We start from the raw sequence: 24,829 nt of genomic DNA, 5'->3' as shown, positions 1-24,829 counted from the left end.
TGATATTTGATAGGCACTCCAATCTAAAATATCGATATGGAAATCGCAAATTCTGGTGCACAGGATATTATGTCGATACGGTGGGGAGAAACAAGAAGGTCATTCAAGAATATATACGCAACCAAATTCAAGATGATATAGTGGCAGAACAATTAAGCCTATTAGAGTACACGGATCCATTTACAGGCGAAGAAGTTCGTAAGAGTAAAAAGAAAAAATAAGAGCCAGACCTTTAGGTCTAGCCCGTGACAGTAGTACAATTGGCGAACCATTCAGAGCCCCTTTAGGGGTTGGTTAGTAACAAAGGCTTTCAGCCGTAGAGCAAACCACCCGTTCACACGGGTGGTTTTGATTGCACTGGCCATGGAAGGGAAATGTCCAAGAATGGCTTAATTGAAAAAAAGCCTGAATTAGAGTATAGTTTTCCCTATCGACAAATAAAATAGCTTACAGGACGTGAAATGGATGGAATATAAATTAAAGCAAGGCGTTACGGCCTATATCGAGCCTTCCGACAAATACAAAACCGTATTGATCCAGTACAAGTTCAGGACGAGTTTCGGCGGCAAAACTGCAACGGAACGTTCTTTAGTGAAGAACATGCTGGAAACGAACAGCAAGCTGTACCCTAGCCAAAACGAGATGGATTTGAAAATGGCCAGCCTTTACGGTGCGACGCTGCATACGCAATCCCAACGCTTCGGAAAACAGCACGTGGTGACGATGAGCCTGTCCGTCGTCAATGATAAATTCATCGGTGGCGACGATACACTTTTGGAAGAGGCGTTCGCTTTTTTGGAAGAAATCATCTTCAGGCCCAACGCCCAGGACGGCAAGTTCCATGAGAAGACTTTTCTGAGGGAAAAGGAAAATCTGAATAATTATTTCGAGTCTCTGATCGAAGACAAATCAGCTTATGCGCGTATGCGCTTGAACCAAGTGCTGTTCGAGGGGACGGATCAAGCGTATCAAGGCATCGGTGATGCCGGGTTCCTTGAGGATATCACTGCGGGCAGCCTGTTTGAATGCTACGAAGAGATGATCGGATCGAATCAACTGGATATTCTTGTTTCGGGCGATGTAGAGCCGGAACGGATATTGAAAATACTGGCTGGCCAGAAGCTTTCTGACAGAAAAGAGATCGAAAAAGAGGTATTCTATTTCCGCGAAAAGAACACGGAACCCGTTGCTTCGAGTGAATCCCAGGACATCAATCAAGGCAAGCTGTTTTTCGGCTTCTCTTCACCCGTTTATTACATGAATGATCATTATTTTGCCGGATTGGTCTTTGATGGCTTGTTTGGGGGATTCCCGCATTCAAAACTGTTCCAGAATGTCCGTGAAAAAGAGAGTCTGGCTTACACAGCCTCAAGCGGATTGGATTTTCTGCGCGGGGTCATGACTGTCGGCACCGGCATCGAGTTCGATAAACGGGAGCAGGTCGAGAAAATTGTTCTGGCACAACTGAAGGACATGCAGGCGGGAGATTTCTCGGATGCGTTGATCGCTCAAACGAAAAGTATGCTGATCAACCATTACAAACAAAATGATGATTATCAGGGCAGAAGCTTGGCGAAACAGTACCAGGATATCCTCATCATAGAAAAACCTCTTTCGCAGGAGCAATGGATCGCCGGCTTGAATGCGGTGGCGAAGGAACAGATCGTTGCTGTTGCGGATAAAATGACTTTGCAAGCGATATTTTTCTTGAAAGGCGAGGCTACAGATGAATAAAGTACACTATGAGGCTCTTAATGAAACCGTCTATACGGAAGTTTTGGAAAATGGATTGCGGGTGGTTCTGATCCCGAAGGATAAGTATTCAAAAACTTACGGCATCTTCACCACCGATTTCGGATCGATCGATAACCAGTTTGTGCCGATAAACGGAGACAAGGAAATCAAAATTCCGGACGGCATCGCACATTTCCTTGAACATAAACTGTTCGAAGGCGAAGACCATGATGCTTTTGAAGACTTCGCGAAGTATGGCGCTTCAGCGAATGCATTCACTTCCTTCACGCGGACAAGCTATCTTTTTTCAGCTACGGATAATATCGCGGAAAATACGAACAGCCTGCTTGATTTCGTGCAAGACCCGCATTTCACGGCAGAAGGCACTGAAAAGGAAAAAGGGATCATTGCCCAAGAAATCCGCATGTATGAAGATAATCCGGGATGGCAACTTTTTTACGGTCTGCTCCGTAACCTCTATCCCGAACATCCCCTTTCCGTAGATATAGCCGGAACGGTCGACAGCATCCAAGCAATCTCGCCGGAATTGCTCCAAATCTGTTATGACACGTTCTACCATCCGTCCAATATGAATATTTTGATGATCGGTAATTTCGTTCCCGAAGAAATGATGGAAACCATCAAGCAAAACCAAGCGGGCAAGACATTTCTTCCCGCCAAACCGATCCGGCGCACTTTGCCGCCAGCCTCGATCCAGGACATCATTCCATACAAAGAAATCGAAATGGATGTGCAGCGCCCGAAAGTGATGTTGGGAGTGAAAGGTTTGGATACAGATGTGACCGGAAACCAAGCCGAAAAATACAAAATCTACGGATCGCTGTTGCTGGAATTGCTTTTCGGCCGGAGCTCCACGCATTTCATTGAGCTCTACGACAACGGTTTGATCGATGACAGCTTTGGCTACTCCTTCAATTTGGATCGTTCCTTCCACTTTATGGCGGTCGAATCCGACACGGAAGAACCGAAACTGCTGGAAGAAAAGCTGAAGCGGATTCTTTTGGATTGGGAAACGGATGCTAATCTGACGAATGAGAAGTTTGATTTGCTGAAGAAGAGTATGATCGGAGAACAACTGCAGGCTTTCAACTCTTTGGAATACATCGCAAATCATTACAGCACATTGCTGTTTTCTGGAGCCGAACTTTTTGAAGTTGTTCCGCTGATCGAAGAGACCAGTCTGGAGGACATCCGCAGATTCGCCCAGGGGTATCTCAAAGAACAAAGCATGAGCACTTACGTGATCGTCCAGAAGGGAGCAATGCAGCAATGAAAGCTGCTTTGGTGACGGGAGCCTCCGGTGACATCGGAACCTCCATCGCAAGGGACCTCGCAGGTTCAGGCTGGTCTTTGTACCTGCATTATCATTCCAATCGAGAAAAGATCAATCTGTTGCTGTCGGAACTGCAATCGGCTTATCCCGAACAGGAATTTTATCCAATCTGCCTGGATCTGAGCGATGAAGCTGGCGTATCAACGCTTGCTGACCAAATATTTTCGCTCCAAGCGATCGTCTTTGCGCACGGCCGGACCGAATATGGTTTGCTTCAGGATATGACGTCCCTGCAGATGGATGTCTTGTGGGAAATGCACGTCAAAATGCCTATCCTGATCATCCAAGCGCTGCAGGGGAAAATCGCCCGCTCCCGCAACGGCCGCATCGTCTTCATCAGCTCCATCTACGGAGAAGTCGGCAGCGGGCTCGAAGTGCTGTACAGTACCGTCAAAGGGGCGCAGATCGCCTTCGTCAAAGCCTACAGCAAGGAAGTCGCCTCAATGGGAGTAACAGTCAATGCCATCTGCCCGGGAGCGATCGATACGCAAATGAACGCTCATCTGGAAAACGCTGAAAAAGAGGCTCTTCTTGAGGAAATCCCTCTGGGGAGAATGGGAAGACCGGATGAAATCAGTTTCTGGGTATCCCAACTGCTGAAGGAAGACAGTCGCTACATGACCGGACAGGCCATTTATGTATCCGGTGGATGGCTCAGGTAAAACAGGATTGGAACTCCTGGTGGAGGGATTTTATGGTATAATATCCATGGTAACTTCGGGATTTGCAAGTGAAGGCAGGTGAAGAAATGGTTCAAATTGGGGAAATCCTAAAAAATGCTAGACTTTCCAAGGGGTACACATTGGATGATCTACAGCAAATGACTAAAATACAGAAGCGGTATTTGATTGCGATAGAAGAAGGCGATTATGAGATTATGCCGGGCAATTTCTATGTGCGCGCCTTCATCAAGCAATATGCAGATACTGTGGGCTTGGATGGCGACCGCTTATTGGGGGACCATGCAAGTGTGATTCCGGAAATACATGGGAGCAGCCAAGTGGAGGATTCCGGCTCATTTTCTCCCAGTCGCTCCGAGACTAAACGAGCCTCAAAAAAGACGAATTTTAATTATGGAGGCTCCGTCCAGAGCCAGTTGCCGACTTTTTTGTTGGCTGTGGCGGTAGTCGCCATCGTTCTTGTGGTCTGGAAGGCTACTTTGAATGATGATAATGACCAGGTTCAGATCGAAGTGGCTTCCAACATCAGCCAGACAACTGTGGTATCGCAAGAAACGGTTTCAAGCGGCACAGAGCAGACAGAAAGTGCCGTTGTCGCAGAACAAACAGCGCAGGTGACCCTGGTCTCGTCCGCCGATGGGTATGCGGAATATGACGTCACCAGTTTGTCGTTGCCATCAGAGTTGAAAATCTCCGCGGTGGCAGGAGGCAGTTCCTGGATCAGCGTAAGCGTAAACGGGATTGTGCAAGAGCCTTCAGGGACCATAAGCAGTGCCAATCCGCTGACTGTCGCTCTGCCATTGAACACAAGCGAGATAGAAGTGATAGTCGGCGTGATGCCGGCAACGATCATCGAACTGGATGGCGCAGTTGTCGCAATGCCAGCCGATTATCAAGAGATTCAGACCCAAACCTTATCCTTTACCGTCAAAGGTGTGGAATAATTCAGGGTACATTAAAGGAGTTGCAGAAGTTGAATTTACCTAATAAATTGACAGTGTTGCGGATTTTGATGATTCCGTTGTTCATGATCATCACCTTGTTTCCTTTCGATTGGGGTACGCTTGCGGTTGCCCAATCACAGATTGCCGTAAATCAATTGGTTGGAGCCGTCATCTTTGCCATAGCCAGTTTTACGGATTGGTTGGATGGTTATATCGCCAGAAGGGATGGCTTGGTCACCAACTTCGGGAAATTTGCTGATCCGTTGGCGGACAAGATGCTTGTCGCCACTGCCTTGATCGTGCTTGTCGGCCAAGGACTGGCTCCTTCATGGGTCGTCAGCATCATCATCAGTCGGGAATTGGCGGTTACAGGCTTGCGCCTCTTGCTTGTGAAGGAAGGCGAAGTCATGGCAGCGGCATGGCCGGGGAAAATCAAAACGGCGACGCAAATGGTAGCCATCATTTTATTGTTCTTGGACAATTTTCCTTTTCAGGCAACCGGCATCCCGGTTGCGGATATCATGTTGTATCTTTGCTTAGTTTTCACCATCTATTCAGGGGTGGATTATTTCGTCAAGAATAAGCATGTTTTTGTCGGATCCATGTAGTTTTTATAAATAAGAAGGGCTGGGTTGCATCAGGTTGCAATCCGAACAAAAGGAAACGCGATTCTTTTGTGCCCTTCTTTTTCTTTATCTTTTTTACGCAATTGAATTTTTTGTTTTATTTGAGCGAATACTATGGATGTGAGGGATCAAATATGAATGCAGAAATCATTTCAGTCGGAACGGAATTGTTGATGGGGCAAATAGTGAATTCGGATGCGGCATTCATCGCCAAGGAACTGACCGGTTTGGGCATAGACTCCTATTTTCAGACGGTTGTCGGCGATAATCCGGGAAAAATTAAAGAAGTGATCAAAATAGCTGAATCACGGAGCGACTTGCTGATTTTTACAGGAGGGCTCGGTCCCACCCAGGACGACTTGACCAAACAGACTGTGGCGGATCACCTGGGGGAAGAGCTTGTAATGGATGAAGCTGGATTGACGCATATCCGGCAATGGTTTGAACGTTCAGGAAGGAACATGACGAAAAACAATGAGCTTCAAGCTTTAGTGTTCAGGAGCGGTATTGTCTTCCCGAACCCGATCGGACAAGCGCTCGGCACCTATACCGAAAAAGACGGGAAAGGCTATCTGCTGCTGCCGGGCCCGCCAAGAGAACTTGAGCAGATGTTCCGGCAATTTGTGAAGCCGTTCCTTTCCGGCAAATATGAAGATCAGCAAGTCATCTCATCGAAGACGCTCCGTTTTTTTGGAATCGGGGAATCCGCCTTGACAACGATGTTGGATGAAATGATCCGCAATCAGACCAATCCGACGATAGCCCCATATGCCGGGAAATACGAAGTGACTTTGAGGCTAACCGCAAACGCTGCAACAGAGGCAATCTGCGAAAAGTTGTTGGATGAAAAAAAAGCGGAAATATTGGCGATTGTCGGGGAATATCATTATGGCGACGGAGATGAATCCAGCCTATCCGAAGTGGTAGGAAAGAAATTGCTGGAGGAAAAAAAATCGATCAGCGCAGCCGAAAGTTTAACCGGAGGGCTTTTTCAAGCGGAGCTTGTCAAGGTTCCAGGCATAAGCGAGGTCTTCGCGGGAGGCATCGTATCTTACCAAGAAGGCGCTAAACAACGGGCTCTTGGCGTTCCGGCGCACATCCTGGAGACATACGGAATGGTCAGTCCGGAGTGCGCGGTTGCGATGGCGGAACGTGCGCGCGAACTGTTTGACACGCAGTTGGCCATTTCTTTCACGGGCGTTGCCGGGCCTGATCGATTGGAAGACAAGCCAGCCGGAACGGTATGGATTGCCTTAAGCCAAAAAAATGGGCCGACTGCAGTCCAAGGCTTCCGATTTTCCCGCGATCGCCTCGGAAACAGGGAACAGTCAGTCATGCAGGGATTTGATATGATCCGGCGGAATTTGTTGGAATCTGGGTTTACGGAATAAAAACGAACATCTGTTCACTTTATTCTTGCTTTTTTGCCCGGAAAAGGATAGTATTACGTTGTGGTGTTAATGCATGTAAATGAAAGCTTGGAGGAAACAATAGATGGCTAATTTAAATGAAAATAGACAAAAAGCCTTGGATGAGGCTCTGAAAAAGATAGAAAGAAACTTCGGTAAAGGTTCCGTCATGAAGCTTGGCGAAAAAGTGGACACTAAGATATCCACCGTACCAAGTGGTTCATTGGCGCTGGATGTTGCGTTGGGTGTAGGCGGTTATCCGAGAGGCCGCATCATCGAAGTGTACGGTCCTGAATCCTCAGGTAAGACAACCGTTGCGCTCCATGCAATTGCAGAAGTACAAAAAAAGGGTGGAGTTGCTGCGTTTATCGATGCTGAGCATGCTTTGGATCCGAAATACGCTGCAGCTTTGGGTGTGGATATCGATGAATTGCTGCTTTCCCAACCGGACACAGGCGAGCAAGGGCTGGAAATCGCTGATGCTTTGGTCTCATCGGGCGCTGTCGATATCGTTGTCATCGACTCGGTTGCCGCATTGGTTCCGCGTGCTGAAATTGAAGGCGAAATGGGAGACTCCCATATGGGTTTGCAAGCGCGTTTGATGTCCCAAGCTTTACGGAAACTGTCCGGATCGATCAATAAAACAAAAACGATCGCCATCTTCATCAATCAGGTCCGGGAGAAGATCGGCATCATGTTCGGCAATCCGGAAACGACGCCAGGAGGAAGAGCGCTTAAATTTTACGCTACTATCCGTCTGGAAGTCAGAAGAGCGGAACAGATCAAGAGCGGAACGGAAATCATGGGTAACCGCACAAAAATCAAGGTAGTCAAAAATAAAGTTGCGCCGCCATTCAGGACAGCTGAAGTGGACATCATGTATGGGGAAGGCATTTCCCAAGTCGGCGAAATCATCGATATGGCTTCAGAGAAAGATATCGTCAACAAGAGTGGCGCTTGGTATGCCTACAAAGGGGAACGCATCGGCCAGGGCCGCGAAAATGCCAAAAAATTCCTGCTTGAGCATCCAGAAATGCGAGCTGAAATCGAGAAACTTGTCCGGGATGAATACGGCATAGGTGATAAAAAAGCTGTAGAGACAATTGCAGAAGAAAAAGATGAACTGATCGAATCGATTGATCTGTTGGACGAGTAAAAAATGTTTTCCAAAGAGGCCGGGACCAAAATCCGGGCCTCTTTCTTTTTTTCAGCCGGAAAAAGGGCAACATCGGAACAGAAAAACATGTATTTTGGTTATGTTACCGTTTTATCGTTGACATGTCAGTATTCTACGTTTAGAATGAATTTATGTGCATCGCTTCATTCTGCACATTGTAAAACTAATTTTTATTCATTTTTTTTGACAACAAAATTAAATAGATACGGAGGTGAAACTATGGATATATGGACTTTAGCCTTCGCTATCATAGCTTTAATTGTTGGTGTCGTTGTCGGATATTTATATCGAAAATCGAATCACGAAAAAGAAATAGCTGGTGCCAAAAATACCGCTTCCCAAATTCTTGAAGATGCTCGTAAAGAAGCAGAAACAACGAAAAAAGAAGCTATGTTAGAGGCGAAGGATGAGAACCACAAATACCGCTCTGAAATAGAAGATGAATTGCGTGAAAGACGCGGTGAGGTTCAAAAACAAGAAAATCGATTGATCCAAAGAGAAGAAAATTTGGATAGAAAAGATGCCAGCCTATCTAAGCGTGAGCAATCTATCGAGTCAAAAGAGGATAATCTTGTCAAAAGACAAAACGCTTTAGTTTCTGAGGAAAATCGCATTCAAGCATTGGTGGAAGAGCAACAACATGAACTGGAAAGAATCGCTACCTTGTCCCGTGAAGAAGCAAGACACATCATCATGGATGAAACGGAAAATCAATTGTCGCACGAAATTGCGGTCATGATCAGAGAATCCGACCAAAAAGCGAAAGATGAAGCAGATCGTAATGCGAAAAACATTATCCTGCAGGCGATTCAAAGAAGTGCAGCCGATTTGGTTTCGGAAGCAACGGTTTCAGTTGTTACATTGCCTAACGATGACATGAAGGGCCGGATCATTGGCCGCGAAGGAAGAAACATTCGGACTTTGGAGACCTTGACAGGTATTGACCTGATCATCGATGATACGCCCGAAGCGGTCGTATTAAGCGGATTTGACCCTATCCGAAGAGAAATTGCGAAAATGGCTTTGGAGAAATTAATTCAAGATGGACGTATCCATCCTGCGAGAATTGAGGAAGCAGTTGAGAAAGCCCGTAAGGATATGGATGAACGCATAAGAGAAATCGGCGAACAAGCAACTTTTGAAGTTGGCATCCATTCTTTGCATCCTGATCTGATTAAAATTTTGGGTCGTCTGCATTTCCGCACTAGTTATGGACAAAATGTCCTGAATCACAGCATCGAAGTCGCAAAACTTTGCGGTGTAATGGCTGGAGAACTAGGCGAAGACATCAATCTGGCCAAACGTGCAGGTTTATTGCATGACATCGGAAAAGCTCTCGATCATGAAATAGAGGGTTCACACGTTGAAATCGGCGCAGAAATCGCTCAGAAATACAAAGAAAATCCGGTTGTCATCAATGCAATTGCCTCACATCATGGCGATGTTGAAGCAAACTCAATCATATCAGTATTGGTCGCATCTGCTGACGCATTATCTGCTGCTCGTCCGGGCGCAAGAAGCGAATCTCTTGAAAACTACATTCGCCGTTTGGAGAAACTGGAAGGAATTGCAAACAGTTTCGAAGGTGTGGCAAGCAGTTTTGCTATCCAGGCAGGTAGAGAGATCCGCGTGATGGTCAAGCCAGACCAACTTGACGATTCTCAAGCTATACGTGTAGCTCGTGAGATTAGAAAGAAAATCGAAGAAGAACTAGATTATCCGGGACACATCAAGGTTACGGTTATACGCGAAACAAGAGTAATTGAATATGCCAAATAATGAAAAACCAAACGGGACAGCTTTTTGTCCCGTTTTTTGCTTTTCATGGATCTCCGGTTTGCTGGGCAAGGGTGCAACGGCTTATCGAAACAGACAAAATATGTTACTATAAAAAGACTAGAGTTTAGAGAAGAGGCTGAAGATGAAAGTATTATTTATTGGGGATGTCGTAGGTTCAATCGGCAGACAGATGCTGCAGGATACACTCCCGCAACTGAAGAAACATTACCGTCCGCAAGTGACCATCGTAAACGGGGAGAACGCAGCAGGCGGCAGAGGCATAACGGAAAAAATTTACAAAGAATTTTTGCAGACAGGTGTCGATGTCATCACCATGGGGAACCACACTTGGGATAACCGTGACATATTCGAATTCATCGGAACGGCCAACAAGATGATCCGTCCGGCTAATTTTCCGGAAGGGACGCCCGGCATCGGCTGGACGATCATAAAAGTGAACCAACTGAAATTGGCTGTGGTGAATCTGCACGGACGCGTCTTCATGAACAGTCTGGATGACCCTTTCCGCAAAGCGGATGAAATCCTGGAGCAGGTTCGCAAAGAAACGAATTGCATCTTTGTCGATTTTCACGCTGAAACGACCAGCGAAAAACAAGCAATGGGTTGGTATTTGGACGGGCGCGTGTCTGCGGTGGTCGGTACGCATACGCATGTGCAGACAAATGATGCCCGTATCTTGCCTGGTGGGACAGGCTATCTGACGGACGCCGGAATGACTGGGGCTTATGACAGCATTTTAGGCGTCGAAAAAGAAATCATCATCCAGAAATTTCTGACGCAATTGCCGATTCGCCATGAAGTGCCCGAAAAAGGCAGGAAATTGCTCTCCGGCTGCTATATGGAAATCAATGACCAGACCGGCAAATGCGTAAAAATCGAGAACATCGTGATCAATGAAGATCGCCCATTTGGAGGGGAATTCTATTGACCCAAGAACTGCCTATCGAAGGCCCGGCAGAAGCAGAATTGCATCGACTGATCGAAATACTGAAAAAAAATGAAGTGATCGTCCGTTACCAAGAGGCCGAAGAAAGCATAAAAGAGAACCGGGCGCTGGAACAATTGGTCGAAGCCATCAAAAGCAAACAAAAAGAAGCCGCGGCTTTTGAACACTATGCTAAGCCGGCAGCGGCGGGAAAAACAGCTGCTGAATTAGCGGAGCTGAATAAGCAATTGAAGGACAGCATAGCGGTTCAGCAATACCGGGAAGCTTTATGGGATGCCAATGAACTGTTGGAGAATGTCATCGGCATCATCCAACGCGGCGTTGATGACGCCATCGAAAAAGATGAACCGTGAGGACTGAAGAGATATATTGATAGAGGTGAAAGAATGCCACAAAAGACTAAAAACACACCCATGATGGAGCAATACTTATCCATAAAAGAGCAGTATCCGGATGCGTTTTTGTTCTACCGCTTGGGCGATTTCTACGAATTGTTCCATGATGATGCCATGAAGGCTGCAAAATTACTGGAAATTACGCTGACGAGCCGCAACAAAAATGCCGATGAACCGATTCCGATGTGCGGGGTCCCTTTTCATGCTGCAGCGGAATACATCCAGAGACTCGTGGAAATGGGGCACAAGGTTGCCGTTTGCGAACAGATGGAAGACGCCAAGCTGACAAAAGGCATGGTGCGCCGGGAAGTCGTGCGGGTCATTACACCCGGTACGTTTTTGAATGAGAACGGAAGCGAGAGCAAGACAAACAATTACTTGGCCAGTGTCGTCCGGAACGAAGCGGGCGGCTATGCGCTGGGATATGCCGATATCGGAACGGGGGAACTGAAAGTCACCCTGCTGACCAACGAGGATGCCGTATTCAACGAGCTCCAGACGTTGCCGTTCAAAGAAATCGTCCTGGACGAAAAAACGGCTGAAGGCCTGACGGAAAAGTTGGAAAAACACTTTGGCATCCTGGTTTCCATTCAAGCAAAGTTGATTCCGGAAACGGACTTCCAGGATCTGGTTGCGGAGTTGCCGCAACAGTCTGAAAAGGATGTGCTTGTCCTGTTGCTGAGCTATCTTTCGGATACCCAAAAGCGCAGCCTGTCCCATCTTCAGAAAGCCGTCGCCTATCAAACGGACGCTTTCCTGAAGATGGACACTTATGCGCGGCGAAACCTTGAGTTGGCCGTATCGATCCGGACGCAGCAGAAGAAAGGCAGCCTGTTGTGGACGCTGGATGAAACCAAGACAGCTATGGGCGGGCGGATGCTGAAACAATGGCTTGAAAAACCGCTGATCAATCTGAGCGACATACTCGAAAGGCAACGGAAAGTGGAGTCGTTGGTCAATCACTACTTTGAGCGGATGGACATCAATGATTCCTTGACATCGGTGTATGACCTGGAACGTTTGGTCGCCAGAGTATCGCTCGGCAACGTCAACGGCCGCGACCTGATCCAGCTTAAAACATCTTTGCAGCAGATTCCGGGATTGGTCCAAGCCATCGCTGCAATCGACGAACCGGATGTTTGGCAGGCTGTCATTGACAAATTGGAAGCCTACCCCGAAGTCATCGAGCTGATCGAGCGGGCGATCACGGATAATCCGCCGATCCAGATCACGGAAGGCAACATTATCCGCGACGGTTACGACGAGCAATTGGATCGCTACCGTGATGCGATGAACAACGGAAAACTGTGGATAGCGATGCTGCAAAAAGAGGAAAGAGAAAAAACCGGCATCAAAACGCTGAAAATCGGCTACAACCGCATTTTTGGCTATTACATAGAAGTGACGAAGGCGAACCTTGCCGCGCTGCCTGAAGGCACGTACGAGCGCAAACAGACGCTTGCCAATGCGGAACGTTTCGTCACGCCTGCGTTGAAGGAGAAAGAGACGCTTATTTTGGAGGCGGAGGAAAAGTCTGTCGAATTGGAGCATGAACTGTTCGTCGCCTTGCGCGAAGAGATAAAAGGATACAGCCGACAATTGCAGGCGCTGGCCAAACTGGTGGCGGAGATCGATGTCCTGCAGTCGTTCGCCCACGTCAGCGAAGCCTATCATTTCTCCAAGCCGGAATTGAGCAACAGCGACCGGAATCTGTCCATCAAAGATGGACGGCATCCGGTCGTGGAACGTGTCATCGGAAAAGATAAATTTGTGCCCAACAGTATTTCCATGAATGAGGACAACCATATTCTGCTTATTACCGGGCCGAATATGTCGGGCAAGAGCACCTACATGCGTCAGGTTGCGCTGATTGTCATCCTGGCCCAGATGGGTTGTTTTGTGCCGGCGGAAAAAGCCCATTTGCCTATCTTTGACCAAATCTTTACCCGGATAGGCGCAGCGGATGACCTCTATTCCGGACAGAGCACGTTCATGGTCGAAATGGTCGAAACGAACCAAGCGCTGCGATTCGCCACCGATAAGAGTCTGATCTTATTCGACGAAATCGGTAGGGGTACGGCAACGTATGACGGCATGGCCTTGGCCGAAGCGATCCTGCGTTACATCGATCGCACCATCAAAGGCAAGACGCTGTTTTCGACGCATTACCATGAATTGACGCAACTCGAAGCCGATTTGGCGGGGACAAAAAACGTCCATGTAGGGGCAATCGAAAAAGACGGAGAATTGGTGTTCCTGCATAAACTGATGCAAGGACCAGCAGACAAAAGCTATGGCCTGCATGTGGCCAAATTGGCCGGAATGCCGCATGAACTGATAGCCGAGGCGCAGGTCATCCTCAATTCATTGAATGAGCAGCATGTGCTGCATGCGGGAACGGGCATACCTGTTCCGGATGACACAGTCGAACAGTTGGCACTTTTCCAGGAAAACGCGATGCAGCCGAACGAGAAGCACATCCTGGACGAGTTGTCGGACCTGGCGCTGGAGGATTGCACACCGATGCAAGCCATGCTGATGATAGACGGTTGGAAAAAGTTGCTGAAATCGCAAAAAAGTAGGTGAGAACGATGGCCAAAATCAGGGAACTTTCCCAAATATTGACGAACCAGATTGCTGCCGGAGAAGTGATCGAACGTCCGGCATCAGTCGTTAAGGAATTGGTTGAGAACGCAATCGATGCGAACAGTACGCAGATTGACGTCTATATTGAAGAGGCTGGATTAAAGAAAGTGCAGGTCACCGACAACGGCGACGGCATAGCGGCGGATGAGGTGAAACTTGCCTTTACGCGGCACGCGACCAGCAAAATCTATACGCAGGATGATCTTTTCCGCATCCACTCGCTGGGGTTTCGGGGTGAGGCTTTGCCCAGTATCGCTTCTGTCGCCAAAGTTTCGATCGAAACGGCTGTCGCTGATCAAAGCGGCACCTACTTGTCCATAAAGGGCGGCGTCATTGGGGAGGAAAAGCCGAACAAATCCCGTAAAGGGACTACGATCATCGTTGAAGACCTTTTCTACAACACGCCAGCCCGTCTGAAATACATCCGTTCCCTGCAGACCGAATTGTCGAACATCACAGACATCATGAACCGGATTGCCTTGAGCCATCCGGAGATCGCTTTCCGTTTGCTCCACGAAGGGAACCAACTTCTGCACACAGCAGGCAATGGCGATCTGCGTCAGACCATCGCGGGCGTCTACGGCACCTTGACTGCCAAGAAGATGAAACTGATCGAGAACGAAAATTTGGACTTCAAAGTGAAGGGTTATATCAGTTTGCCTGACACGACACGGGCAAGCCGCAACTACATCACCTTGATACTGAACGGACGCTTCATAAAAAATTACGCCTTGAACAAAGCAATCATCGACGGCTACGGATCCAAGCTGATGGTCGGAAGGTATCCGCTCGCCGTCATCGTGATCGAGGCGGACTCCCTGCTTTTGGATGTGAATGTCCACCCTTCGAAAAAAGAAGTCAGGATCAGCAAAGAAAAAGAGCTCGGGGAATTGATCCAGAGTGCGGTCGCTGCTGTTTTGAGGACCGAAGAACGCATCCCGAGCGGCATCGAAAATCTGAAATTCAAACGCCCGAGTCCAGCTGAACCGGTCCGGACCGAGCAATTGAGCGTCTCTTTCCGGTCAGTCGACCGAGAGCTTCTGCAAGAAACGGAAACGAAGCTGCCGGCAACAAGCGAAAATATGGATTTCCGCTCTTTGGAAACATCTTGGGACAACGGGCCGGTTCATGATGAAAACGACGAACACATAGAGCCCTTTAAAGATTCCGCAGGGACCGAACCTCGTGAAGACCTATCCCTTCCAAGTGAAGATCAAGAAGTTTACGTTGTTCCTTTCAGTGACCAGCCAAAACAGGACCACAATGAGCCAAGCGCGCCTTACCTATCCGGGGAACCCAAAAATCCGGATGCCCATGAAGAGCCGATCATGAAGACAGTCCAGAAAGTCGAAGCGGAAACAGAGAAGGGACCAGCGAGCAAGCGGCCTTTCCCGGATTTGCACTTTTTCGGCCAGATGCACGGGACTTACCTGTTCGCGCAAAACGAAAATGGACTCTACATCATCGATCAGCACGCTGCCCAGGAACGCATCAAATATGAATATTATCGTGAAGAAATCGGCAAGGTTTCCACCGATCTCCAAGGTTTGTTGATACCGATCATGCTGGATTATCCTGCGAATGAATTCCAGTTGATCCAGGAAAACCGAGAGGTACTGGAATCGATGGGCCTGTTCCTGGAACCGTTCGGCCAAAACAGTTTCATTGTCGAAAAGCATCCCGCCTGGTTCACGCCGGGTGAAGAGGAAGAAATTCTGAAGGAACTGGTGGAAATGTTTTTGGCTGAAGGCGATATCTCCATCAAAAAGCTTCGGGAAGCGACGGCCATCATGATGAGCTGCAAACGCTCGATCAAGGCGAATCATTTCCTCAGCGACAAAGAAGCGCGCCAATTATTGGCCGATCTTGCCGAAACGGACAACCCCTACAATTGCCCGCACGGCAGACCGGTGCTGATCCAGTTCTCCAACCAGGATATGGAGAAGATGTTCAAGCGGATCCAGGACCCGCACTGAAAGCTTATCATTTCTTATTTCTGCTTATTTATTGTAAAATCAGGTTAGTTAAATAACAGATAGGAGTGGAAAAAATGGTGCAAATCAATGACATTTCCGAAATGATGGGAGAACTGAACAAAGAAAGTTCGATCCAGGCCTTGGGCAGCAAAACGGGCGTTGATGCAAGCATTTTGCCTAAATTGGCTGTCGTTGCAATTCCATTGATCCTAAGGGCATTAAGCAAAAACGCAGAGTCAAAAGCAGGGAAAGATTCCTTATCGGATGCGTTGGAAAAACATAAAGGTCAGACGAAAGACGTGTCCTCGATCGAAGACGTGGTCAAAAAAGTCGATACGGATGATGGGGATAAAATATTGGATCATGCCTTCGGGGACAAGGATAAGGTCGTGGATCAGATCGCTGCCCAAACAGGCATCAGCAAATCTGAGGTTGCCAAGGTCTTGGCTTCCATGGCGCCAATGATCCTGGGCATGCTGGCTGACAAAAAAGATGCTGATGGGCTGGATGCCGACGGTGTTGCCAAACAGACCGACATCTTCTCCAAACAAGCTGAAGAAACAGCCACAAACAATTTCGACATCACCGATCTTTTCCCTAAGCAGTCCGGAACGGCGACGCCATCGGCAACAGGCGGATTGGGCGGCATTCTGGGGAGCATTTTGGGGAATCTATTCTGATCCACTCCTGAGGACACATGGTCGAAGCAGAACAAGACTTTTTTGTTCTGCTTTTTTGTATTTTTTGATATACTGGAGCAATGAAAAGAAAGGGGTCTGATCTCGAGATGGACAACAAAGAGGAACAATTGAAGCGTTTGACGCCTTTACAATATGAAGTGACACAGAACGAAGCTACGGAGAGGCCTTTTTCCGGCGAATATGATGATTTTTACGAGAAGGGCATCTATGTGGATATCGTGAGCGGTGAGCCTTTATTCAGTTCTGCCGACAAGTACGATGCAGGCTGCGGGTGGCCTTCTTTTGCAAAACCGATTTCCACTCTGAAAGAGCTGGAAGACCGCAAGTTGATGCGCAAACGCACAGAAGTCCGCAGCGCTCAAGCCGATTCCCATCTGGGGCATGTTTTTGAGGACGGCCCTGCAGAGTTGGGCGGCTTGCGCTATTGCATCAATTCGGCAGCCCTGCGCTTTGTTCCGTACGATCGATTGGACGCGGAAGGTTATTCAGAATACAAACAATTATTCGAATAAACAGCAGAGATAAGTCCCATGGCTATCAGCCCTGGGATTTTTTGCTTATGCAGAACCAAACGATTGTTCCCACATATATGGCTGAGCGGCTGTCATTTCCGTTCTGTTTTATGTTATGATAGGGACCGAATGATAATCAGGAAATGAAGAGTAGGAGTCAGATGATGTACGAATACATAAAAGGTAAATTAGTTTATGTGGGACCGCTCTATGTGGTTCTGGAGAACGGTGGCATCGGCTACCAATTGCAGGTCGCGAATCCTTTCCGTTTTTCCGGAAGCCTGAACCAGGATGTAACGTTTTACATTTATCAGGCAGTCCGCGAAGATGCGATCACGCTCTTCGGTTTCAAGGACTACACGGAAAAACAGTTGTACTTGAAACTGATCAGCGTCTCCGGAATCGGACCGAAGAGCGGCTTGTCCATATTGGCAAGTGATGATCACCTGGGTCTTATCCAAGCGGTCGAAACGGATAATGTGGGGTATTTGGTGAAATTCCCTGGTGTAGGCAAAAAGACAGCCTCGCAGATCATTTTGGACTTGAAAGGCAAACTCGGGGAACTGCTGCCCGATACGTATTGGATGGAAGAGCATCCGGTCCATGAACCCGCTGGCGCACAACCCGCTGTGTTGACGGAAGCACTCGAGGCTTTGGCCGGTTTGGGATATTCGGACCGTGAAGTGAAGAAAATACTGCCGCTATTGGAAAAAGAAAACTATTCCAGCGCCGAAGAAGTGCTTCGTACGGCGTTCAAGCTACTTTTAAAAGGGTGATATAGATGACAGCTGAAAACAGAATCGTTTCCGGAAATACGGAAGACCTGACAGAAGATTTGATCGAAAAAACATTGCGGCCGCAATTGATGGCGCAGTATATCGGCCAAGACAAAGTCAAAAATGAATTGAAAGTGTATATCCAGGCCGCAAAAGCGCGCAGTGAAGCCTTGGATCACGTGCTGTTGTACGGGCCTCCGGGATTAGGGAAAACGACATTGGCGATGGTCATCGCCAATGAATTGGATGTCCGGATCCACAGCACGAGCGGACCCGCAATCGAGCGGCCGGGCGATCTGATGGTATTGCTCAATGAACTGGAAGCGGGGGATGTCCTTTTTATCGATGAGATCCATCGCTTGCCGCGGATCGTGGAAGAAGTTCTGTACTCTGCCATGGAGGATTATTATGTGGACATCATCATCGGGCAAGGACCGACAGCCCATCCGGTCCACTTTACGCTGCCGCCGTTCACTTTGGTAGGTGCCACAACAAAAGCCGGCAGTCTGTCGGCTCCCCTGCGCGACAGGTTCGGGATCGTTTCACGGATGGAATATTACAGCCTTGAGGATCTCCGGCAGATCGTCCACCGCTCTGCGGATGTTTTGTCCACGAAAATCGACGAGTCAGGCGCTGTCGAAATCGCCTTGAGATCCAGAGGCACCCCACGTGTAGCCAACAGGCTGCTCCGGCGCGTGCGCGATTTCGCCCAAGTTTATCGCGATGGCCTGATCACGAAGGAAATCGCCGACAAAGCCTTATCCATTTTGAGTGTGGACAATAAAGGGCTGGATGACTTGGATAGGCAAATCTTGACGACGATGATCCGATTCTATAACGGCGGCCCCGTCGGTCTTTCGACGATCGCCGCCAACATCGGCGAAGAAATGGAAACGATAGAGGACATGTACGAACCCTATCTGCTCCAATTGGGCTTTCTGCAGCGCACTCCGCGCGGCAGGATAGCAACCCCAATGGCATATGACCATTTGGGAATTACGTATGATACAGAAAATTAAGTGAGGTATTTTATCAATGAGGACAAGTGATTTTGATTTTTATTTGCCGGAAGAGCTGATTGCGCAGACACCGCTGCTGGATCGGTCATCATCCCGGCTTCTTGCCCTGGACTCCAAGACTGGAGAAATCACGGACAAACATTTCACCGACATGGTGGAGGAGCTTCAGGAGGGCGACGCACTGGTGCTGAACAATACGCGGGTGCTGCCTGCGCGACTGCACGGCGTCAAACCGGATACCGGCGGGCATATCGAAGTTCTGCTTTTGAACAATATCCAAGGGGATGAGTGGGAGACGCTCGTCAAGCCGGGAAAACGGGTCAAAGTCGGGACAGTCATCTCTTTCGGGGACGGGCGCTTGACAGCCGAAGTGACGCAATCGTTGGAGCACGGCGGCCGCATTTTGAATTTCAAATATGATGGCGTATTTTTGGAGATACTGGAATCGCTGGGCGAAATGCCGTTGCCGCCATACATTAAGGAAACGCTGGACGATCAGGAACGTTATCAGACCGTTTACGCCAAAGAAGTCGGATCGGCAGCGGCCCCGACAGCCGGGCTTCATTTCACGGCCGACTTGCTCAAGGAAGTGTCCAATAAAGGTGTCAAGATTGTCTATCTGACGTTGCATGTGGGCTTGGGGACTTTCCGTCCGGTATCGGTCGATGATATCGCCAGCCACGAAATGCATTCGGAATTCTACCAGCTGACGAACGAGGCAGCGCAAACGCTGAATCAGGTCCGTTCCAACGGAGGCAAAATAGTGGCGGTGGGCACGACTTCCGTGCGGACACTGGAAACGATCGGCACGAAATTTGATGGGAAAATCAAGGCGGACAGCGGATGGACCAAAATTTTCATTTCGCCCGGCTACTCCTTCAAGGTTGTGCAAGGCATCATCACCAATTTTCATTTGCCGAAATCCACCTTGGTCATGCTGGTCAGCGCTTTTGCCGGCAGAGAAAACGTCCTGTCCGCTTACGAGCACGCAGTCAAAGAAAAATACCGATTCTTCAGCTTCGGCGATGCCATGTTCATCAAATAGAGAAAAGCGGAACGGGTTCGTTCAGCCAAAAAAACCTTCAGGAATTTGATCCCTGAAGGTTTTTTCGATTTCTCTGCCGTCTCTAGTACGAACTATCGGTTATTTATGCGAGGCTGTCTTCGGCATCAACGCAGAAACAAGAACTACGATCAGCGCGGTAAAGATACCCGTCATGGTTGCGATCATAAAGTCATAACTGCCGCCGGATAAGGCGCTGCCCAGATAAACAGATACTTGCCCTAAGATAAATCCCCAAAAAATGATTGCAATATATTTCATGTCGTTTACACCTCTTCTCGAAATTCATTTTATCACTTTTTTTGGAGATGACAAGCATTACTTGCCCAACAACTTTTTCGCTTCTTGGATTAGGGCGGGTGCGCTATAATAGTAGTATTGATTAGAAAAAGGAGGTCCAGACATGTCTTTTGTACATTTGCAGGTCATCAGTGCCTATTCTCTTTTGCAGACGACTACCCGAATAGAGGATTTGGTGCGCAGCGCCAAGACAAAAGGCTATCAGGCCATCGCACTGACGGACCAAAATGTTCTTTATGGCCAAGTCGACTTCTTCAAGCTTTGCAAAAAGTATGCTATCCAACCCATTCTGGGCATCCAACTGGATTTGCCCGGAATAATCAGAAAAGATCGCACCTTTCCGTTGGTTTTGTTGGCAAAGGATTTTGAGGGCTACAAAAAGTTGATGGCTTTGTCGACGGTCAGGAATCAGGACGCTTCGGATAAGGAATTGCTTTCCCTTTTGGAGGAAGATTCAAGCCGCATCATCGCGATTACGCCGGGAGAAAAAGGCGAAATCGAGAGCTTTTTGAACGGAAACGATCAGGGGAATGCCAAGGCAGCCAGTTTGGCCTGGGAAAAAATCTTCACCCACGGCAATTTTTATTTAGGCGTTCAGCTCCACGAGAAAATGAAACCGATCATTCCGCAGCTGAAACTTTTATCGAGGGAGACAAACATCCCGACTACAGCGATGCATGACGTCAGATATCTGGAGCCGAGCGACAATTTCAGCTGCCGGGTCCTGAAGGCGATCGAAGCGAACGGAAAAGTGGATCTGCAATCGGAAGCGCTGGATGGCATGTATTACTTGCCGACCTGCGGAGAAATCGAAAGGAAATTCCGGGAGGCTGCTTTGGTGGAAGAGGCTGAAACGACCCAGAAAATTGCGGATGAAATCGAAATCGACTTGCCGCTGCATCAGTCGCTGTTGCCGCGCTATCCGCTGCCTGCCGGGACGACGCCGCAAGCATACCTCAGGAGGCTCTGCGAGGAAGGGTTGCGTCAGAGGATGGATTCCCCTAACGCGGAATATGAAAAACGCTTGGCGTATGAATTGGAAGTCATCCATGAAATGGGCTTCGATGATTACTTCCTTATCGTTTGGGACGTGATGGCATATGCCCGAAAAGCGAAGATCATGCCGGGAGCCGGCCGGGGATCTGCCGCCGGTTCGCTCGTATCGTATGTCCTGCGCATCACCCATGTCGATCCCATCAAATACAATCTGTTGTTTGAGCGTTTTTTGAACAAGGAACGCTACAACATGCCGGATATCGATTTGGATTTTCCGGATAACCGGAGGGACGATATCCTGCATTATGTCCGGGATAAATACGGTTCGGACCACGTAGCCCAAATAGCCACATTTGGCACGCTTGCCGCTAAAATGTCTTTGCGTGATACTGCACGAGTATTCGGACTGTCTGTTGCGGAGGCTCAAATATGGTCGAATGCGATCCCTAATCAATTGGGCATCAGTCTGGCGGAGGCAAGGCAGAAATCAAAAGAGTTGCAGAACCTGATCAGCGCGACTGGCGTGAATCGTCTTCTCTATGAGACCGCAGAAAAGATCGAAGGTGTCCCGCGGCATGTTTCCACTCACGCGGCAGGGGTCGTCATCAGCGACAATCCATTGCGGGATATTGTGCCTTTGCAGAAGAAAAACAGTGAGCTGTATTTGACGCAGTACACAATGGGTAACATCGAAGAAATCGGCTTGCTCAAAATGGATTTCCTGGGTCTGAAAAATCTGACGATACTGAATGATGCGGTGCAATTGGCCAGCGATGCGCACAAAAAAAACATCAACATTTGGGAAATACCGATGGATGATGATCGGACGCTCGATATATTCCGAAGAGCGGATACGAATGGGGTATTCCAGTTCGAATCCCCCGGCATAAAGAATGTGTTGCGAAAACTCGGGCCGGAATCGATCGAAGATGTCGCCGCCGTCAATGCGCTTTATCGACCGGGTCCGATGGAACAAATCGACCTCTTCGTTTCGCGGAAAAAAGGATTGGCCGCAATCGATTATCTCCATCCAGATCTGAAATCGATCCTTGAGGTGACCTACGGGGTGATGGTTTATCAGGAACAGGTCATGCAGGTGGCTTCCCGGATGGCTGGCTTCAGCCTGGGGGAAGCGGACATCCTCAGAAGAGCGATAGGCAAAAAACAAAAGTCGGCTATCGATGAAGAAAGAAAACACTTTATTGAAGGGTCGCTGCGGCAAGGCTATTCCGAGCAGACGGCCGAGCAAGTGTATGATTACATCGAGCGGTTCGCCAATTACGGTTTCAACCGTTCGCACTCGGTCGCTTATTCTTTCATAGCCTACCAACTTGCCTACATGAAGGCGCATTACCCGGAAGCGTTTTTCGCTGCTTTGCTGAATTCCGTCAACCAACACTCGGATAAGATGAAGGAATATTTCATCGAACTGAAGAGGCGCAACATCACCATTTCCTATCCGGACATCAATACAAGCAATTGGAAATTTGCGTTGCAGCAGCAGACGATCCAGTTCGGCTTGGGCGGGATCAAAGGCCTCAGACGCGATTTTATCCAGGAAATCATCAGAGAACGCCAAGGTCATGGCCGCTATCAGGATTTCGTTCAATTCTTGAGAAGGATCCATCCGAAATGGCTGAAGGAGGAAAACATCACACCGCTCATCTACAGTGGGGCGTTCGACAGTTTTGGACATTCGCGCGCTACGCTGCTGCAGTCGTTGCCGGGTATGCTGAACAGCATCGATTACAGCGGAAATAACATCGATCTGTTTTCGATACTGGAGCCGAAATATGTTGAAGTGGGAGAAATGCCTCTGTTGGAATTGTTGGATATGGAAGAAGCCACATTGGGTCATTCTCTGAAAGGCCATCCAATCGACCAGTTCGGCAAATTATACAACAACGGTGCTGTTGCGTACGTAACTGAGCTGGCATACGACAAAAAAATGCGCACGATGGGATTGATCAAAGACATCAGAAGAATCCAGACGAAGAAGGGCGACCCCATGGCTTTCGCTAACCTGACCGACAGTACAGGCGAAATCAGCGTCACGATTTTTCCCGAGTACTATATCCGGTTCATGAAACTGCTGAAGGCAAACCAGCTGCTTGTCGTCGAAGGCAAGCTGGAGCGGTCGAAACAAGCTGACAAAACGAGCTTTTTGGTTACGCATATCTGGGATGCCGAAGCCTATCAGGATATGATGGGTCAAAAAAAGGAGAATGTATTCATCCGCTTGACGGCGGAAAACAACACGCCAGAGCTGTTCAATAAAATGTATCGGGTGCTGAACCATCAGCGGGGAGAACATCCTGTTATTCTTTACAACGAAGCCACAAAACAAACGATGCGCTTGACAGCGGAAAACTGGGTCACTATTTCTGCTGAACTGCTTGAATCACTGAAGTCCATTTTTGGAAATGGAAATGTTGCGGTCAAATGAAAGCGAAAAGTTGATATCCGGATACTGTTTTCATAAAAGCGAATGCTGTCCAGACTTGTTCAGTCTTTTTGGTTGAGCCTGCCTACTACGGATTTGTAGAATTCGGGCGGTAGTAATAACATTTTGTCCGAATGTGGCGATATTCGGGACAAGAAGCCATTATTTTTCATTGTTTCTTTTTTAACAATCAAAAAAACGTGAAATTAAAAGACATTTTCATAAAAAGATGATAAGATAGTGAAGGACAAATTCAAAAAATATTTAATGCATGAATTTTTTTGAAAATTGAGAGTTTTTAACTTTATTGATGAGGTGAAGTCTAATGAAACGTATTGCAGTATTGACTAGTGGTGGAGATGCACCAGGAATGAATGCAGCCATTCGCGCTGTTGTGCGAAAAGGCATTTATGACGGTTTGGAAGTTTATGGTATCAATTATGGCTATGCTGGTATGGTAGCCGGAGATTTCCGTCGTCTGACGATTGATGACGTCGGAGACACAATCAGCCGTGGGGGAACAATTTTATATTCTGCCCGCTATCCTGAGTTCGCAAAACTGGAAGGACAGCTTAAAGGAATCGAACAGTTGAAGAAATTCGGCATCGATGGCCTGATCGTAATCGGAGGAGATGGATCCTACCGTGGAGGAGCAGCGCTTACTAAATTAGGCTTCCCGACAATCGGTATTCCAGGAACAATCGATAACGATATTCCAGGTACTGATTACACGCTTGGTTTTGATACTGCGATCAATACAGTATTGGAATCTGTGGATAAAATCAGAGATACTGCAACAAGCCATATCCGTACATTCGTTGTTGAAGTAATGGGCAGAAATGCCGGCGACATCGCTCTATGGACTGGTATCGGAAGTGGCGCGGAATCCATCGTCATTCCCGAAAAAGAATTCACAATGGAAGAAGTAGTTGCTGAAATCCAGGAAGGCAGAGCGCGCGGCAAAAAGCATACGATCATCATGTTGGCTGAAGGCGTAATGTCCGGGGTTGAATTCGCAGAGAAACTTTCCAAATTCGAAGAATTCCATACACGTGTCACTGTTTTGGGCCACGTGCAACGCGGCGGATCCCCATCAGCGAAGGACCGCGTATTGGGAAGCATCTTCGGTTACAATGCCGTTAAAATGTTGGAAGAAGGCAAAGGCGGAATCTGTGTAGGCGTCAAGGGCGATGAAGTTGTTTTCAACGATATCATCGACACACTTGAGAACCAAAAACACTTGCCATTATTGTCGCTTTACCAAATCAACAAAGAAATTTCTTTCTAACGAAAAGTTGACTTACGTTTTACAAAATATAAAATGAGGTGCTT

Annotated in this window: 21 protein-coding genes; 20 read left to right on the top strand and 1 reads right to left on the bottom strand. The window is 48.0% G+C overall.

What is annotated here, in order from left to right:
- From BM184_RS04175 to queA, 18 genes are all read left to right on the top strand, one after another.
- The coding region (locus BM184_RS04175; protein ID WP_177208525.1) for a transposase at window positions 1–221 on the top strand (221 nt) is incomplete at its 5' end.
- Window positions 222–465: 244 nt separating this feature from the next.
- Window positions 466–1,734 (top strand): EF-P 5-aminopentanol modification-associated protein YfmF, encoded by a 1,269-nt coding sequence (gene yfmF / locus BM184_RS04170; RefSeq protein ID WP_086941591.1) that lies wholly within the window; start codon window positions 466–468, stop codon window positions 1,732–1,734.
- Window positions 1,727–3,028: an EF-P 5-aminopentanol modification-associated protein YfmH gene (yfmH, locus tag BM184_RS04165; protein ID WP_086941590.1), complete on the top strand. Its 1,302-nt coding sequence runs from the start codon at window positions 1,727–1,729 to the stop codon at window positions 3,026–3,028. The genes yfmF and yfmH overlap by 8 nt, the downstream gene beginning before the upstream one ends.
- Window positions 3,025–3,750 (top strand): elongation factor P 5-aminopentanone reductase, encoded by a 726-nt coding sequence (gene ymfI / locus BM184_RS04160; RefSeq protein ID WP_086941589.1) that lies wholly within the window; start codon window positions 3,025–3,027, stop codon window positions 3,748–3,750. Before yfmH ends, ymfI begins: the two co-directional genes overlap by 4 nt.
- Window positions 3,751–3,836: 86 nt before the next feature.
- Window positions 3,837–4,712 carry a helix-turn-helix domain-containing protein gene (locus BM184_RS04155; protein ID WP_086941588.1) on the top strand — a complete coding sequence of 292 codons (876 nt, stop codon included), beginning with the start codon at window positions 3,837–3,839 and terminating at the stop codon, window positions 4,710–4,712.
- Between the two features lie 29 nt (window positions 4,713–4,741).
- Window positions 4,742–5,320, top strand: a complete 579-nt coding sequence (pgsA, locus tag BM184_RS04150; protein WP_086941587.1) for a CDP-diacylglycerol--glycerol-3-phosphate 3-phosphatidyltransferase — start codon at window positions 4,742–4,744, stop codon at window positions 5,318–5,320.
- 152 nt (window positions 5,321–5,472) lie between these two features.
- Window positions 5,473–6,729 carry a competence/damage-inducible protein A gene (locus tag BM184_RS04145; RefSeq protein WP_086941586.1) on the top strand — a complete coding sequence of 419 codons (1,257 nt, stop codon included), beginning with the start codon at window positions 5,473–5,475 and terminating at the stop codon, window positions 6,727–6,729.
- Between the two features lie 103 nt (window positions 6,730–6,832).
- Window positions 6,833–7,903 carry a recombinase RecA gene (gene recA, locus BM184_RS04140; protein WP_086941585.1) on the top strand — a complete coding sequence of 357 codons (1,071 nt, stop codon included), beginning with the start codon at window positions 6,833–6,835 and terminating at the stop codon, window positions 7,901–7,903.
- 240 nt (window positions 7,904–8,143) lie between these two features.
- Window positions 8,144–9,703, top strand: coding sequence for a ribonuclease Y (gene rny, locus BM184_RS04135; RefSeq protein ID WP_086941584.1), 1,560 nt, complete (start codon window positions 8,144–8,146; stop codon window positions 9,701–9,703).
- Window positions 9,704–9,845: 142 nt separating this feature from the next.
- On the top strand, window positions 9,846–10,652 hold the full coding sequence (locus BM184_RS04130) for a TIGR00282 family metallophosphoesterase (RefSeq protein ID WP_086941583.1): 807 nt from the start codon (window positions 9,846–9,848) through the stop codon (window positions 10,650–10,652).
- Window positions 10,649–11,023 (top strand): YlbF family regulator, encoded by a 375-nt coding sequence (locus BM184_RS04125; protein ID WP_177208524.1) that lies wholly within the window; start codon window positions 10,649–10,651, stop codon window positions 11,021–11,023. Before BM184_RS04130 ends, BM184_RS04125 begins: the two co-directional genes overlap by 4 nt.
- 33 nt (window positions 11,024–11,056) lie before the next feature.
- Window positions 11,057–13,651, top strand: a complete 2,595-nt coding sequence (gene mutS, locus BM184_RS04120; RefSeq protein WP_086941581.1) for a DNA mismatch repair protein MutS — start codon at window positions 11,057–11,059, stop codon at window positions 13,649–13,651.
- A 5-nt stretch (window positions 13,652–13,656) separates the two neighbouring features.
- Entirely contained in the window at window positions 13,657–15,687 is a 2,031-nt protein-coding gene (gene mutL, locus BM184_RS04115) for a DNA mismatch repair endonuclease MutL (RefSeq protein ID WP_086941580.1), read from the top strand.
- 74 nt (window positions 15,688–15,761) lie between these two features.
- Window positions 15,762–16,367, top strand: coding sequence for a DUF937 domain-containing protein (locus BM184_RS04110; RefSeq protein ID WP_086941579.1), 606 nt, complete (start codon window positions 15,762–15,764; stop codon window positions 16,365–16,367).
- Between the two features lie 107 nt (window positions 16,368–16,474).
- Complete coding sequence (msrB, locus tag BM184_RS04105) at window positions 16,475–16,900, top strand: peptide-methionine (R)-S-oxide reductase MsrB (RefSeq protein ID WP_086941578.1); 426 nt, start codon at window positions 16,475–16,477, stop codon at window positions 16,898–16,900.
- A gap of 164 nt (window positions 16,901–17,064) precedes the next feature.
- The gene (gene ruvA, locus BM184_RS04100; protein ID WP_086941577.1) at window positions 17,065–17,676 is read left to right on the top strand and encodes a Holliday junction branch migration protein RuvA; all 612 of its coding nucleotides are present in this window, start codon (window positions 17,065–17,067) and stop codon (window positions 17,674–17,676) included.
- 5 nt (window positions 17,677–17,681) lie between these two features.
- Window positions 17,682–18,695, top strand: a complete 1,014-nt coding sequence (gene ruvB / locus BM184_RS04095) for a Holliday junction branch migration DNA helicase RuvB (protein ID WP_086941576.1) — start codon at window positions 17,682–17,684, stop codon at window positions 18,693–18,695.
- Between the two features lie 16 nt (window positions 18,696–18,711).
- Complete coding sequence (gene queA / locus BM184_RS04090; RefSeq protein ID WP_086941575.1) at window positions 18,712–19,740, top strand: tRNA preQ1(34) S-adenosylmethionine ribosyltransferase-isomerase QueA; 1,029 nt, start codon at window positions 18,712–18,714, stop codon at window positions 19,738–19,740.
- Between the two features lie 99 nt (window positions 19,741–19,839).
- On the opposite strand, the gene BM184_RS04085 is transcribed toward queA, so the two are convergent.
- Window positions 19,840–20,019, bottom strand: a complete 180-nt coding sequence (locus BM184_RS04085; protein ID WP_068560596.1) for a YjzD family protein — start codon at window positions 20,017–20,019, stop codon at window positions 19,840–19,842.
- Window positions 20,020–20,161: 142 nt separating this feature from the next.
- Between BM184_RS04085 and dnaE the strand changes: the two genes are divergently transcribed.
- Together dnaE and pfkA are read left to right on the top strand one after the other, a co-directional pair.
- A complete protein-coding gene (dnaE, locus tag BM184_RS04080; protein WP_086941574.1) occupies window positions 20,162–23,500 on the top strand; it encodes a DNA polymerase III subunit alpha in 3,339 nt (1,112 codons plus the stop codon).
- 322 nt (window positions 23,501–23,822) lie between these two features.
- A complete protein-coding gene (gene pfkA, locus BM184_RS04075; protein WP_086941573.1) occupies window positions 23,823–24,785 on the top strand; it encodes a 6-phosphofructokinase in 963 nt (320 codons plus the stop codon).
- Window positions 24,786–24,829: the final 44 nt, after the last annotated feature.

It is taken from the genome of Trichococcus pasteurii, assembly GCF_900112935.1.
In the GTDB taxonomy this organism is placed as follows: domain Bacteria; phylum Bacillota; class Bacilli; order Lactobacillales; family Aerococcaceae; genus Trichococcus; species Trichococcus pasteurii.
Note: the sequence above shows the minus strand (reverse complement) of the source record. Positions and strands in the feature narration are given on the sequence as shown.

Bases quoted from the DNA above. Each gene is read 5' to 3' on its own strand.
- yfmF (WP_086941591.1), top strand. From the start codon at position 466: ATGGAATATAAATTAAAGCAAGGCGTTACGGCCTATATCGAGCCTTCC.
- yfmH (WP_086941590.1), top strand. From the start codon at position 1,727: ATGAATAAAGTACACTATGAGGCTCTTAATGAAACCGTCTATACGGAA.
- ymfI (WP_086941589.1), top strand. From the start codon at position 3,025: ATGAAAGCTGCTTTGGTGACGGGAGCCTCCGGTGACATCGGAACCTCC.
- BM184_RS04155 (WP_086941588.1), top strand. From the start codon at position 3,837: ATGGTTCAAATTGGGGAAATCCTAAAAAATGCTAGACTTTCCAAGGGG.
- BM184_RS04145 (WP_086941586.1), top strand. From the start codon at position 5,473: ATGAATGCAGAAATCATTTCAGTCGGAACGGAATTGTTGATGGGGCAA.
- recA (WP_086941585.1), top strand. From the start codon at position 6,833: ATGGCTAATTTAAATGAAAATAGACAAAAAGCCTTGGATGAGGCTCTG.
- rny (WP_086941584.1), top strand. From the start codon at position 8,144: ATGGATATATGGACTTTAGCCTTCGCTATCATAGCTTTAATTGTTGGT.
- BM184_RS04130 (WP_086941583.1), top strand. From the start codon at position 9,846: ATGAAAGTATTATTTATTGGGGATGTCGTAGGTTCAATCGGCAGACAG.
- mutS (WP_086941581.1), top strand. From the start codon at position 11,057: ATGCCACAAAAGACTAAAAACACACCCATGATGGAGCAATACTTATCC.
- mutL (WP_086941580.1), top strand. From the start codon at position 13,657: ATGGCCAAAATCAGGGAACTTTCCCAAATATTGACGAACCAGATTGCT.
- BM184_RS04110 (WP_086941579.1), top strand. From the start codon at position 15,762: ATGGTGCAAATCAATGACATTTCCGAAATGATGGGAGAACTGAACAAA.
- msrB (WP_086941578.1), top strand. From the start codon at position 16,475: ATGGACAACAAAGAGGAACAATTGAAGCGTTTGACGCCTTTACAATAT.
- ruvA (WP_086941577.1), top strand. From the start codon at position 17,065: ATGTACGAATACATAAAAGGTAAATTAGTTTATGTGGGACCGCTCTAT.
- ruvB (WP_086941576.1), top strand. From the start codon at position 17,682: ATGACAGCTGAAAACAGAATCGTTTCCGGAAATACGGAAGACCTGACA.
- queA (WP_086941575.1), top strand. From the start codon at position 18,712: ATGAGGACAAGTGATTTTGATTTTTATTTGCCGGAAGAGCTGATTGCG.
- BM184_RS04085 (WP_068560596.1), bottom strand. From the start codon at position 20,019: ATGAAATATATTGCAATCATTTTTTGGGGATTTATCTTAGGGCAAGTA.
- dnaE (WP_086941574.1), top strand. From the start codon at position 20,162: ATGTCTTTTGTACATTTGCAGGTCATCAGTGCCTATTCTCTTTTGCAG.
- pfkA (WP_086941573.1), top strand. From the start codon at position 23,823: ATGAAACGTATTGCAGTATTGACTAGTGGTGGAGATGCACCAGGAATG.